At 38.5% G+C, this 13656-nt stretch carries 12 protein-coding genes; 11 read left to right on the top strand and 1 reads right to left on the bottom strand.

Going from position 1 to position 13656, the window contains the following annotated elements; all coding sequences use genetic code 11:
- Positions 1–31: 31 nt before the first annotated feature.
- Positions 32–1087, bottom strand: coding sequence for a glycosyltransferase family 2 protein (locus AC58VC_RS23335; protein WP_497371827.1), 1056 nt, complete (start codon positions 1085–1087; stop codon positions 32–34).
- 239 nt (positions 1088–1326) lie between these two features.
- Between AC58VC_RS23335 and AC58VC_RS23340 the strand changes: the two genes are divergently transcribed.
- From AC58VC_RS23340 to AC58VC_RS23390, 11 genes are all read left to right on the top strand, one after another.
- Positions 1327–3741: a right-handed parallel beta-helix repeat-containing protein gene (locus tag AC58VC_RS23340; RefSeq protein WP_497371829.1), complete on the top strand. Its 2415-nt coding sequence runs from the start codon at positions 1327–1329 to the stop codon at positions 3739–3741.
- A gap of 410 nt (positions 3742–4151) precedes the next feature.
- Positions 4152–5981: a polysaccharide biosynthesis protein gene (locus tag AC58VC_RS23345; RefSeq protein ID WP_497371831.1), complete on the top strand. Its 1830-nt coding sequence runs from the start codon at positions 4152–4154 to the stop codon at positions 5979–5981.
- Between the two features lie 16 nt (positions 5982–5997).
- On the top strand, positions 5998–6873 hold the full coding sequence (gene galU, locus AC58VC_RS23350) for a UTP--glucose-1-phosphate uridylyltransferase GalU (RefSeq protein WP_497371833.1): 876 nt from the start codon (positions 5998–6000) through the stop codon (positions 6871–6873).
- A 9-nt stretch (positions 6874–6882) separates the two neighbouring features.
- Positions 6883–8037 (top strand): glycosyltransferase family 4 protein, encoded by a 1155-nt coding sequence (locus tag AC58VC_RS23355; protein ID WP_497371835.1) that lies wholly within the window; start codon positions 6883–6885, stop codon positions 8035–8037.
- Positions 8022–9131 (top strand): glycosyltransferase family 1 protein, encoded by a 1110-nt coding sequence (locus AC58VC_RS23360; RefSeq protein ID WP_497371837.1) that lies wholly within the window; start codon positions 8022–8024, stop codon positions 9129–9131. Before AC58VC_RS23355 ends, AC58VC_RS23360 begins: the two co-directional genes overlap by 16 nt.
- A 4-nt stretch (positions 9132–9135) precedes the next feature.
- Positions 9136–10020, top strand: a complete 885-nt coding sequence (locus AC58VC_RS23365) for a glycosyltransferase family 2 protein (RefSeq protein ID WP_497371839.1) — start codon at positions 9136–9138, stop codon at positions 10018–10020.
- 20 nt (positions 10021–10040) lie between these two features.
- Positions 10041–11129 (top strand): EpsG family protein, encoded by a 1089-nt coding sequence (locus AC58VC_RS23370; RefSeq protein ID WP_497371841.1) that lies wholly within the window; start codon positions 10041–10043, stop codon positions 11127–11129.
- A gap of 2 nt (positions 11130–11131) precedes the next feature.
- Positions 11132–12169 carry a UDP-glucose 4-epimerase GalE gene (gene galE / locus AC58VC_RS23375; protein WP_497371843.1) on the top strand — a complete coding sequence of 346 codons (1038 nt, stop codon included), beginning with the start codon at positions 11132–11134 and terminating at the stop codon, positions 12167–12169.
- Positions 12170–12182: 13 nt separating this feature from the next.
- Positions 12183–12323 carry a YwzD family small protein gene (locus AC58VC_RS23380; protein ID WP_497371845.1) on the top strand — a complete coding sequence of 47 codons (141 nt, stop codon included), beginning with the start codon at positions 12183–12185 and terminating at the stop codon, positions 12321–12323.
- A gap of 33 nt (positions 12324–12356) precedes the next feature.
- Positions 12357–12953: a sugar transferase gene (locus tag AC58VC_RS23385; RefSeq protein ID WP_497372139.1), complete on the top strand. Its 597-nt coding sequence runs from the start codon at positions 12357–12359 to the stop codon at positions 12951–12953.
- Positions 12954–12968: 15 nt separating this feature from the next.
- Entirely contained in the window at positions 12969–13607 is a 639-nt protein-coding gene (locus AC58VC_RS23390; protein ID WP_497371847.1) for an acetyltransferase, read from the top strand.
- Positions 13608–13656 lie beyond the last annotated feature (49 nt).

Below are 13656 nucleotides of genomic sequence, written 5' to 3' on the forward strand. Positions count from 1 at the left end.
GAGCTCTTGTCTCATTTTCACCAAGTCAACATCAACAAACTTTTGAAAGTATATTCATTAAAATCTTTTTGGGTATTGCTTTCTTATACAATCGTTCCCCCAGAATATATAGATAATCAATCTTCTTATTTTTTATTGCATTTAAATACTCAAAAGAGAAGTATTTTATAGAACCACCATTAAATGTGCAAGTTACTAGTGTTTCATTTGAAACGTATGATCGAATTAATTCTTTAATTTCAATTTCGTTATAATCTCCTCTGAATAAATTTGATAGACAAGTATTAAATGTATTTAGTAGCATTATGCTAATTCCATTATAGCTTATTTCTTCTGTATCTCGATAATAATGGTCAATTACTTCCTTTTGTATTAAAAATCCATTAATCATGTCCTCAAATAAGTAAGGTTGGTATTTACTTGTAAATCCACCTTGTCTATAGTAGTAAAGAGGTCTATCTATCATTTTTACTATTTTAGCCTTTAATAAAACTTCAAGGTTATAGAATAAATCGTCTCCAAGAAAGCGTATTTTTCTTGTGTATTTTCCGGTTCCTAGAAGTAGTTCTCTCTTATATAACTTTGCACATAATGATGATGGGAACGGATGTCCATGGAAGTAAGCAGTTACTAAATCTCTTTTAATTTCAACTTCATTATAGATTTTATCCTCATTATAGTACCAACTTTTAATTTTCCTTTTAATTAACATTCCATTCCCTAGTACCTTGTACATATTACATACAGTGATGTCCGCGTTATCTAATAAAGATGTATTAAAAAGTATTTGGATTGTACTAGTGCTTATCCAATCGTCAGCATCAACAAACATGATATATTCTGAAGTCGATGCTTCTATACCTTTTTCTCTTGTAGCAATGCTACCTTCATTATTTTTGTTGATGACTGTTATTCTGCTGTCTCTTTGCTTGTATTTATTGCAAATACTCAGGCTATTATCTGTAGAACCATCATTTACTAAAATTATTTCAATATCTCTGAACGTTTGATTAATTATTGTTTTTATACACTTATGAAGTTTTTCTCCAGCATTGTATATAGGCACAATTACACTAACTTTAGACATAGATACCTCCTAAAGTGTATTTGTTCTCAATAAAGAACATATTTGTATATTACTTCTTTCAATAGACTAAATCAAGAGTTATTTTTGTTTTATATTTAAATGGTTATTTCATCAAATAAATCAATTATATTAATAAAAATAAATAATATTATATTGATAAATTTGGGTCAATCAATTAAAAGTATTTGTGTCAATTTTTCAATCTATTGAATATCCTATCAAATAGGAGGTGTTACAAGATGGCGATTGAAAATGTTTACATGATTGAACTAGATCGTTGGGGCATAAAGAATGATGGAACTGACGCAACTAAAACTAGTAAGGGAATTAATGAAGCACTGAAATTTGCATTTGAACAGGGGTACACCGAGTCGATATTGCCAAAAGGCATTTACTTGGTTGATGAAAACAATCCTATAGAACCTCAAAGCTATATGACCTTTAATCTAGGTGGGGCTACATTAAGGTTGAGAAGTAATGGGTTAACAGGTTATGCAATTATTTTATATCAACGAAATCAGCAGTACTCTAGAATAACCAATGGGAAAATAGAAGGTGATAAGGATTCACACGACTATACAACTATAAAAAGTACGCATGAATGGGGCCATGGAATAAGAGTGGATAATACTCCTATAATTGGCGCAAACATTAGGTATATTTCTATAGATAATTTAGAGATTTTAAATTGTACCGGCGACGGTATTTCTCTTGAGAGTCTGTACGGTCAGATTCCAGGTTATAATTTCGATGGTAAGTTTGAGGCAGGGGGAATAAACCTTACTGATGGAACGATGGTAGTTGATGGGAATAGGATTAGATCCTCAGTGAAGATTGACTTAACTCAAGCTAATATTGCTAAGTGGGGTTACTTTGGGCTATATGGGGATGGTTATGGGGGATTGGGTTCAGGCATTACATCAAATCTATATGATTTAGTATTTTACAATAATAATAACGCTTTTCTCTTAGCGAAAACGAATGTACAGTTTTTTGACGAAGTAGAAGTTCCATTAGGGGCTAGTTATGCAAAATTTGTTATCCATCAGAGCGCAGTGCCTTCTATTGGTCAAAGCACACTTACGCTCAAGGTTGTTGAGTTCGCTAAGCAGGTCTACATCGAAAAATGTAATATTCATGATTGTAGAAGATTGGGAATAAGTGTTAATGGAGCAAAATACGTTTACATTAAAGAGTGCGAGATTCATCATATCAAAGGAACGGCTCCACAAGGGGCAATTGATATTGAAGATATGTATGACTTTAATCAATATATATATATTGAAAATAACAGTTTACACGATAATACTTTTTACAATATTATTGCGGTGGCTGGAAGACACATAAGTATTACAAATAATGCTATACGAGGTGGAACACTTGCAATTAATGAAAGCGTCGATAAGGGGCTAATAAGTGGAAACGATTTTAGGGATATCGGTGCTCAAATTGCAGCAGAAGTCATTTTTTCAAATAATCATCTTTATGGATCTAAATTAGTTTTAGCTCAAGGAAGTAAGGAGGCTGTAGTTGCTAACTGCCTTTTCCATAATAGTCCACTAAGTATAAATAGGACTAAAGCATATAGTGTATTAATAAATAATTGCAACTTTTTTAATGATAATGACTTTTTTAGTTCATATTCTAGTTTAGGAGCAACGCTAACATTTTCAGTTGAACCACAAACGTTTTCAAATTGTATAATTGAGGGTAGTGGCGCAAAAGGTAGCAGTTTAACTTGGATATCTAGTGCAGCAAAAAATGGTAATGTTCTGAATAATGTAACATTTGTAAACAGTAAGCATGGGCAAAATATCATTACAGGTTTACCTCCGGGCAATTATTTAGGGTGTAAATTCAAAAATTCTGGACCAATATCTATTCTAAACAATTCTCAGGCTGAGTATGTATTTAATGAATGTTCATTTGAATGGGATGGATATACCTTAGTTACGATTGAACAAAACAGTAAGGTTTCCTTACTAAATATAAATAATAGTATTTTCTCTAGTAAAGAAAGCACTGCCTTCCTTTTTAGGGATTTGGGTGGTGAATTCGTATTAAGTCATAATACGTTTAACTATAATCCAACGAACACGGGAACAATGATTGATTTTTGGTGGCCTACTTTTGTCGCTAAATCATTTATGATGGACGGTAATATTATTAAGTCAAGTAAAGTTATGAAAGCAATAAATGCAAGCGATCCCAAGTCAGCATTAACTGAAATATTATTTAGTAATAATGTAGTAAAGATAGCCAAGATAGAAATACTAGAGCATCAAAATCACGTAAAGTTAAACAATTATATAGATGGTATTGTAGATCCTTATTATAAACTTGCTAGTCCACCAACTTCAGGAAGTTATAGACGAGGCCAAATCATTTACAACACCGCTCCACTTACTGGCAGTTATATTGGATGGGTTACCACACTGGCTGGAACAGCAGAGGATACTGCTTGGGCAGCGGATACATCATATCCAATTAATACCTATGTATTTGCGAATGGGAAAGTTTATAAATCTAATGTGGCAGGTAAAAGCGGTAAAGTACCACCATCGCAAACCAGCGGTACTTCAACAGATGGAAGCATAATATGGGAGTTTGTTGATTTGCTAGCAGAATTCAAGCCATTTGGATTAATAAGCTAGAAGAATACTAGCAGAGAGGCCACCCTATGCAGAGTGTGGCCTATTTTGACTTTATAGATGAGCTTAGCACATAAGGGGATTTGAAAACGATGTTGACACGTTCTCTATAAAGAACTAAAATGAACATATAAGATTGTTCTTTATTAAGAATTTCATGGTTGTTTGTAACGTTGTATTCAAGGAAATTCGCCTTATTGTTCTTAATAACACACAACCTTCGGTGATGCCTCCTGACCGTTATCAACGGAGGCACTCGGCCATGCTGTGGGTTGAATCAACCTTAGACGCGAGTCGTCAAAAGTGTGGTGCGAGGTGGGGTTAGATGCCCCTAATAAGATTAAAGGATTTAATTATATGGTCTTTTTACAAAGGCCTTATACTTAAGAACTTTAGTGAGAGGGTGCATTCATTTGTCGTATCGGCAAAGATTATCTTTATTAGTCTTCATTGACTCCTTTATTGTTTTCACTTCCATTTTCTTCAGTCGTTTTTTATTAAGCGCAGATTTTGATGTTATCACGTCGCCCTTGGTTGTTAGCTCAATTACCTTGCTTCTTAGTCATCATGTATTTTCGTTCGTGTATAAGCTTTATAAGAAAGCTTGGGAACATGCGAGCATTGGGGAACTGATTTTTATTGTAAAAGCTACCACCTACTCGTTAATTACTGTCGCCTGTGTTCAGCAGTTGATCATTCATGATATTTACTTCCGGTTACTTGCGGTGACGTGGATGCTGCATATGATTCTTATTGGAGGCTCTCGTTTCTGTTGGCGGATCATTCGGAATACATATATCAAGAAGTCAGTGATTAAGAAAAGAACACTAATTGTTGGTGCTGGATCAGCTGGAACTATGGTAGTCAGACAATTGGTCAAAAATAACGATACGGAAATGTTTCCTGTAGGATTTATCGATGACAATGTAAAGATTCACAATCTAGATATTCTGGGGATTCCTGTAGTTGGGGGAATTGAGCATATCGAACAAGCGGTTAAAGAGTTGAATATCGATAACATCATTATTGCAATCCCATCCCTTAGCAAAAAAGATTTAAACCTTATCTTCCAGGAATGCACGAAAACCAACGCAAAGACGCAAACGCTCCCCAAGTTAGAAGACCTGGTATCGGGAAAACTTTCGGTTAATCACTTTATGGATGTACAGGTAGAAGACTTATTAGGCCGAGATCCAATCGATTTGGATATTGAAAGTATTTCAGAATATATCACGAACAAAGTGGTATTGGTGACTGGTGCCGGTGGATCAATTGGGTCTGAAATTTGCCGTCAGATATCCAAGTTTACTCCTCAGAAGCTTATTCTATTAGGCCATGGCGAAAATAGTATTTATTCCATTGAAATGGAATTAAAGGATTTGTACGAGGTTACTTCCATTGAACTCATTACGGAAATCGCAGATATCCAAGATGTTAAGAAGATGATTTCGATCATGAACAAATATCATCCAGACGTCGTCTATCATGCCGCTGCTCATAAACATGTGCCTTTGATGGAAAGAAATCCTGAAGAGGCATTTAAGAACAATGTAATAGGTACGATGAATGTAGCTATTGCAGCAAGCCAAAGTGCGGTAGATACGTTTGTCATGATCTCCACAGATAAAGCTGTTAATCCAACAAGCGTCATGGGAGCCACCAAAAGAATGGCCGAAATGATTATTCAGGATATGGATCGAAACAGCAGCACGAAGTTTGTGGCTGTGCGTTTCGGCAATGTGTTAGGGAGCCGTGGCAGCGTCATTCCTCGTTTTAAACAGCAAATTGTAAAAGGTGGTCCGGTTTCTGTTACTCATCCTGATATGATTCGCTATTTTATGACGATTCCAGAAGCCTCCAGATTAGTCATTCAAGCAGGTGCCTTAGCCAGAGGCGGGGAAATATTCGTTCTTGATATGGGAGAACCCGTAAAGATTGTTGATTTGGCCAAAAACCTGATCAAGCTTTCAGGAAACTCACTAGAAGAAATAGGAATTGAATTTACCGGTATGAGGCCGGGGGAAAAGCTTTTTGAAGAGTTGTTAAATAGCGACGAGATCAATGAAAAACAGGTTTATCCTAAGATTTATATCGGGAAAACATCAGAACTGTACATGGAAGAAATAAAAGAAATGATATCCACGTATACCACATTAGATAAAGACAACTTAAGGACTCAGTTACTAAATCTAGCCAATAGTCATGTCATTCCAATTCCAAAAAAATTAATTTCAATCGTTTAAAAGGAGTTTTGAATCCATGAAGGTACGTAAAGCCATTATTCCAGCAGCTGGTCTGGGTACAAGATTCCTGCCTGCAACCAAGGCCATGCCCAAAGAGATGCTTCCTATTGTCGACAAGCCAACCATCCAGTATATCGTCGAAGAAGCTGTGGAGTCGGGAATTGAAGATATTATTATTGTGACGGGTAAAGGGAAAAGGGCGATTGAGGATCATTTTGATAATTCCTTTGAGCTTGAACAGAATTTATTTGAAAAACAAAAGTTTGACTTATTAACGGAAGTTCAGAAGTCATCCAAAGTAGATATTCATTATATCCGCCAAAAGGAGCCTAGAGGGCTGGGGCATGCTATCTGGTGTGCACGAAAGTTCATTGGAGACGAACCATTCGCTGTGTTGTTGGGGGATGACATTGTTCGTGCGGATAAGCCTTGTCTGAAGCAGATGATAGAACAATATGAGTATCGTCATTCTTCCATCATTGGTGTCAAGCACGTAGCTGATGATGAAGTATCCCGATACGGCATTGTCGATGGTAGGCAAATTGAAAAGCAGCTATTTAGCATCAATCATTTGGTTGAGAAGCCGAAGAAAGAAGAAGCTCCGTCTAACCTGGCCATCATGGGCCGCTATATTCTGACGTCAAGAATTTTTGATATTCTTAATGATCAGAAGCCAGGCGCTGGAGGGGAAATACAGCTTACGGATGCCATTGAGGAGTTAAATGCTCTCGAATCGGTCTATGCTTACGAATTTGATGGTGAACGATTCGATGTTGGTGAAAAGCTAGGATTTATACAAACGACGATCAATTACGCCCTGCAACGTGAGGATTTAAGATACGAATTACTCAAATATCTTTCTTCAACTCTTGAGAAAGAATTAATTAAGTAGGGGATATAGATGTCTAAAAAAGTCCTATTATGTGCGACTGTTGATTATCATTTTAAAGCATTTCACTTGCCTTACATGAAGTGGTTTAAGGAGCAGGGGTGGGAGGTCCATGTTGCCGCTAACGGTGAGATGGACCTTCCTTATGTCGACGCAAAGTTCAATATTGCAATTCAAAGATCACCATTTAAATTTAAAAATGTAAAAGCCTACGGCGAGTTGAAGGCAATTATTGATGAGAATAAGTATGATATCATTCACTGCCATACGCCAATGGGCGGTGTACTTGCGCGTTTAGCAGCGCGGGAAGCACGCGAGATTGGAACGAAAGTTATCTATACCGCGCATGGATTTCACTTTTGCAAGGGAGCTTCTTTCATAAACTGGATGGTCTATTACCCACTTGAGAAAATTCTTTCTTATGTAACAGATTGCCTGATAACTATCAATAAGGAAGATTACCAATTGGCAGTTGACCGCCGATTCAGAGCAGGCCGAATAGAGCATGTGCATGGTGTAGGCGTAGATACGGTTCGATTCCATCCCATAAATGACATGCATAAGTATGAGTTGAAAGTAAAGGCTGGTTACAGCTCTGAGGACATCCTCCTTTTTTATGCCGCAGAGTTTAACCTGAACAAGAATCAGCAAATGCTCATTCAAGCATTAGCACGGATTAAAAATGATGTCCCGAATGTCAAACTGCTACTTGCAGGTGAGGGGCCGCTAAAAGAGCGGTGCAGCAATCTTGCTAGAGAGTTAGGCGTGGAAAATCAAGTTGATTTTCTGGGGTATCGAGATGATATTCACCTCTTATTGCCAATATGCGATGTCGCTGTTGCATCGAGTCTGCGTGAAGGGTTACCAGTAAATATGATGGAGGCCATGGCTTGTGCTCTCCCAGTAATCGCTAGCAGCAATAGAGGACATAGAGAACTAGTTCATAATGATCATAATGGTTGGATTATAGAGCCAAATGATTATGAGGCAATGGCAATGAAGATCAAACTTTTAGCTCAGAACAAGGATCTTCGATCAAAGCTAGGCAATCATGGCAGAGATATGGTTGAGATCAGATATGCAGTTCAAACTGTGCTAAATGAGAAGAGAAGTATATATTCCCTATACATGAACGAAAAGGTGGATGTCATGTGGGCGATCCAATAAGGATTTTACAAGTAGTCGTCAATATGAATCGAGGTGGAGCAGAGACCCTCCTCATGAATTTATATCGAAATATTGATCGCTCAAAGGTTCAGTTTGATTTCCTGACCTGTAAACCGGGAGTCTTTGATACTGAAATCGAAGAAATGGGTGGAACTATTCATCGAATTCCCTATGTGTCGGATATCGGTCATGCCAAATATATTCAAGCTCTGGAACATTTCTTTAAAACTCATCCCAATTACAAAATTGTGCATGCCCACATGGACAAAATGAGTGGATTCGTCCTGCGGGCCGCCAAGAAGGCCGGAACACCGGTGCGGATTGCGCACAGTCATAATACAAGTAGTGAAGGCGGAGTTGCAGCCAGAGCATATAAGTGGGTCGCGGGAACATTCATAACATCCTGTGCAACTCACTTTGTGGCATGCTCCAATAAAGCAGCAAAATGGTTGTTTGCGAACAAGGTGAATAAAGCGATGATTTTAAAAAATGGGATTGAGAGTGAAAAGTTTGCATTTTCTCCAGCGATTAGAGAGCAAGTCAGACAAGAACTGGAGCTTCCTTCCGAGAGTTATGTCTTAGGGCATGTTGGGAGGTTTGCACATCAGAAAAATCATTCGTTTCTTATTGATATCTTCGCGCAGTTGCACCAAGAGAAGCCGAATGCTGTCCTAATCTTAGCAGGAGATGGACCCCTGCGTGCAGAGATTGAACAAAAAGTGGAAACTCTACATCTACAGAATAAAGTAAAGTTCCTTGGTGTACGAAGTGACATTACACGGTTACTCCAAGCTTTTGATATGTTTGTATTCCCCTCCTTGCATGAAGGTTTACCTGTTACACTCATCGAAGCGCAGGGGGCCGGATTGCCTTGTCTCGTATCAGATGAGATTACCCAAGAAGTGGATATGGGTATTCAATTGGTAGAGCGGATATCGCTAAGTAATAAATCGGTTTGGATAGATCGTATAAATAGTGTTATTTCAAAGAATTCGCCGAGGCATATCCCATCGTTCTCTTTATCGAACAACGGATATGATATTAAGAACAGTGCAGCATGGACTGAAGGGTTTTATTTAGGCATATCGAGGTGATTGTATGAAGAAACTTACTATTTTTACACCTACATATAATAGAGCTTATTGCCTTCCTGTTTGTTATGAAAGCCTTAAGCGACAGACGTCCAGAGATTTCGTTTGGTTGATCATAGACGATGGTTCGACGGACAACACAGAACAACTAGTGGCTGGCTGGATAGCGGAGAATGAGATCCATATTCGTTATCACCGCCAGGACAATCAAGGTATGCATGGAGCTCATAATACAGCTTACAAGCTAATCGATACAGAGTTAAACGTATGTATTGATTCCGACGATTATATGACTGATCATGCTGTGGAACAAATAAATACTTACTGGGAACTTCACGGAAATGAGCAAGTTAGTGGAATCGTTGGACTTGATTCTTTTACAGATGGTCGCATTATTGGTACGAAATTGCCTGAGAATATCAAGAGTTCAACGCTTTTTGGGCTATACAGCAAACATCGTGTAACCGGGGATAAGAAGCTGGTTTATCGTACGGAACTTACGCGGAAGTATCCATATCCTCTATTCGAAAATGAAAAATATGTAGGCTTAGCTTATAAGTACTACAAGTTAGACGAGCAGTATGAATTGCTTCTTATGAATGAAGTGCTTTGCTGCGTGGAGTATCTACCGGATGGCTCCTCAATGAACATGCTGAAGCAATACCGCAAGAACCCTAGAGGTTTCGCCTTTTATCGCAAGGAGCTTATGAAGTTGCCGTTTGCTAGCTCATTCTTTAAATTCAGGCAGTCTATCCATTATGTGTCTAGCAGCCTGACTTCTGGTAATCGTAATTTCATGAAGGAAACACCTGCGAAATTGCTCACGTTTCTCGCTATCCCGCTTGGCGTCATGCTTTATTGGTATGTAATCAGAAAAACGAGTGTTACATAGTACTCGAAAGGAAATCAAAAATGGCCATCCTGTGGGTTAATCTGATTGTCGTCTATATCGCTTCGTATTTTTCAAGGCATTTGGCCAAACCTGTGGCAATCGGCGCTGGGGCTATATCGATGAAGCCCAATAAATGGTTGGCAGCTATCGTTATGGCAACTTTCGTAGTAGTAGCTGGGCTCCGGAATAATATTGGTGATACCTTCTTTTATATGTATGCTTACACACGGAATGATTTCACATGGGAACAAATTAAAGCTGAGAAAGATATTGGCTTTGGGATCTTACAGATGATTTTAAAGTCGTATACGGCAGATCCGCAGTTGTTAATATTTTTGACTGCCTTAGTTACTAACGTCCTTATTGTTTATGTGTTATACAAGTATTCAAAATTATTTGAAATGAGTATATTTCTCTATATAACTTCCGGACTTTACATTGTTTCGATGAACGGGGTCAGGCAATTTTTGGCTTCTGCCGTCGTTTTTGCTGCTACCCAATATTTGTTCAAAGGAAACTGGAAAAAATACTTTTTAGTAGTAGCATTTGCCTCAATGTTTCATCAGAGTGCCCTTATTCTTATTCCTATATATTTCATAGTTAGAAGGAGGGCGTGGACAACATCTACTCTTATACTCATAACTTTTGCGATGTTACTAATTATTGGATATAGCGTGATATCGGATGCAATATTCACTGCGATTGCCGATACCCAGTACAGTGAATATCAGAATATCCAAGAAGGCGGGGCCAGTATAATTAGGGTGGCGGTCGGTGCGGTTCCATTGATTCTCTCTTACCTAGGAAGAAAAAAACTAAGAGAGATGTTTACTTACGGCGACTATGTCGTGAATATGTCATTAATAAATTTCATTGTTATGGCGGTCGCAACACAAAATTGGATATTTGCCAGGTTTACCATTTATTTTGGACTATATAATGTCATTCTCATGTCATGGGTAATTAGTTTATTTGTAAAAAGAGAGCGGAAGTTTATTTATTACGCTATTTTAGGTTTTTATCTAATATACTTTTACTATGAAAATGTGGTTACTTTACACCTTTTTTATCGTAGTGATTACTTGAAATTTTTAACAATAGGAGGATAGAGATGCCAATACTTATAACCGGAGGAGCCGGCTATATCGGAAGTCATACTTGTGTTGAGTTACTGAATGCAGGGCATGAAATTGTTGTTGTTGATAACTTAAGCAATAGCAGCCTAGAGTCCTTGAGGCGAGTAAAAGAACTGACGGGAAGAGACTTCAAATTCTATCAAGTTGACCTCTTAGATCAGACAGAACTGGATCATGTTTTTGCAGAAAATAAAATTGAAGCCGTCATTCATTTTGCCGGGCTTAAGGCAGTTGGGGAATCTGTTGAGATTCCTCTTTTTTATTACCAGAATAACATCACTGGCACACTCATATTATGTGAGGTTATGAGGAAGTACGGGGTGAACAAAATCGTATTCAGTTCATCAGCAACCGTGTACGGCATGCAGGAACATGTACCTATCTCTGAGAACTTACCGCTAAGTGCAACCAATCCTTATGGTCGAACGAAACTAATGATTGAAGAAATTTTGAATGATTTATATCTCTCAAATAAAGATTGGAGCATTGCGCTTTTGCGTTATTTTAATCCAATTGGAGCTCATAAGAGCGGACTAATCGGAGAGGATCCGAATGGTAAGCCTAATAATTTAATGCCTTTCATTTCTCAAGTGGCGGTTGGGAGGTTGGCGGAACTAAGCGTATTTGGCAACGACTATCCTACCTTGGATGGCACAGGGATAAGGGACTATATTCATGTGGTCGACTTGGCATGGGGACACCTGAAGGCGCTAGAGAAAGTGATCGCAACTACAGGAATAGAAGCGTACAATCTTGGAACTGGTCGAGGATACAGTGTGCTGGAAATGGTCTCTGCCTTCGAAAGAGTTACCGGAAAACACATTCCGTATCGGATTACAGATCGGAGACCAGGCGACATTGGGATATGTTACGCTGACGCATCCAAGGCAGAACGTGAGCTGGGCTGGATTGCCGAAAAAGGAATCGAAGAGATGTGTATAGACGCATGGCGATGGCAGTCAAACAACCCGAATGGTTACCGTGTAGAAGACAAGGCACTAGAAATATTTTAGAAGAGGTCAAATAATGGATATTTCCGAGTTAACGCAACAACAGGTGAAAGAGATCCTTATTCATGCTTACAAAATCGGTAACGAAGAAGAACACATGAGTGCAAAAGAACTAGTAGAAGAAATAAAACAACAGATCATTTCGGCGTTAAGGTAATGACATATTAAGACTTTAGGAGCATGATCATTGATGAAGCGATTCTGTGATTTACTAATCTCAATTCCTTTACTATTGGTGTTTTCACCTGTTATCGGTATTGTCGCTATTTTGGTTAGAGTAAAGTTAGGATCTCCGATTATATTCACACAGCTGAGGCCTGGATTGCACGGCAAACCTATTAATATTTATAAATTCCGAACCATGACAGATGCAAGGGACAACGAAGGGAATTTATTGTCCGACTCGATAAGATTAACGTCCTTTGGGGAATTTCTTAGAAAATACAGCCTTGATGAATTACTCCAGTTGGTGAATGTCATTAAGGGAGACCTAAGTTTAGTAGGGCCGAGGCCATTATTAATGGATTATTTGACACTATACACGGAAGAGCAGGCCAAACGTCATCAAGTACGTCCTGGAATTACGGGATGGGCTCAAGTTAACGGTAGAAATGCGATCTCATGGGAAGAGAAGTTTAGGCTCGATGTATGGTATGTGGAAAATCAAAGCATCCTCCTCGATTTCAAAATTCTAGCTTTAACTTTTGTTAAAGTGATTAAATCGGATGGAATCAGCCACGGTAATCATGTGACCATGGAGAAATTCTCCGGATCAAATCTATCATGAAGGGTTTGGTACAGGTTGGATTTAGTCGTTATTGGTGAGGGTGGCCATAGTAAGGTCATAAGGGATTTGATTCATTCAAAAAGTGATTCTAAGATCATAGCCATTTTGGATGACAAGTATGATGAGTTAACTTTAATTAATGAGGTATACATAGGTCCGACCTCCTCCGCACATCTTTTATTAAGCCGAATGAATCATCTTAAGTTTGTGATTGCGATCGGGAATAATGAGGTTCGCAAGTCGATTGTGACGAAGCTTGGCCTAGCCAAGGAAAACTATATTTCACTCATTCACTATTCAGCGATTGTCAGTTCAAGCGCTTCTATAGGGAGTGGGACGGTTATTATGGCTAATACCATTGTCAGTGCAGATACAGTCGTTGGCGATCATGTGATTATTAACTCAGGTGCAATCGTGGAGCATGATAATCACATAGGGGACTATGTCCACATTGCCCCTAAAGCCACACTTACTGGCTCCGTAATTGTAAATGAAGGAACTATGATCGGAGCCGGAGCTACCGTAATTCCTGGGAAAATCATCGGAGAATGGGCGATTATCGGAGCGGGTGCCACAGTCATTAGTGATATTCCGACGAATAGTACGGCGGTAGGAACCCCGGCCAAAATCATCAGCAGCAGAAGGTTTGCCTAACAGCGCCCAAGGCGCTTTTTTTTGTCCCAAGAACCTATGTAAAGGAAGT

The organism is Paenibacillus sp. J22R67 (genome assembly GCF_059692175.1).

What these genes read in the sequence shown, in the direction of transcription:
- AC58VC_RS23335 (WP_497371827.1), bottom strand. Translation starts at nt 1,087, where the DNA reads ATGTCTAAAGTTAGTGTAATTGTGCCTATATACAATGCTGGAGAAAAA.
- AC58VC_RS23340 (WP_497371829.1), top strand. Translation starts at nt 1,327, where the DNA reads ATGGCGATTGAAAATGTTTACATGATTGAACTAGATCGTTGGGGCATA.
- galU (WP_497371833.1), top strand. Translation starts at nt 5,998, where the DNA reads ATGAAGGTACGTAAAGCCATTATTCCAGCAGCTGGTCTGGGTACAAGA.
- AC58VC_RS23355 (WP_497371835.1), top strand. Translation starts at nt 6,883, where the DNA reads ATGTCTAAAAAAGTCCTATTATGTGCGACTGTTGATTATCATTTTAAA.
- AC58VC_RS23365 (WP_497371839.1), top strand. Translation starts at nt 9,136, where the DNA reads ATGAAGAAACTTACTATTTTTACACCTACATATAATAGAGCTTATTGC.
- AC58VC_RS23370 (WP_497371841.1), top strand. Translation starts at nt 10,041, where the DNA reads ATGGCCATCCTGTGGGTTAATCTGATTGTCGTCTATATCGCTTCGTAT.
- galE (WP_497371843.1), top strand. Translation starts at nt 11,132, where the DNA reads ATGCCAATACTTATAACCGGAGGAGCCGGCTATATCGGAAGTCATACT.
- AC58VC_RS23380 (WP_497371845.1), top strand. Translation starts at nt 12,183, where the DNA reads ATGGATATTTCCGAGTTAACGCAACAACAGGTGAAAGAGATCCTTATT.
- AC58VC_RS23385 (WP_497372139.1), top strand. Translation starts at nt 12,357, where the DNA reads ATGAAGCGATTCTGTGATTTACTAATCTCAATTCCTTTACTATTGGTG.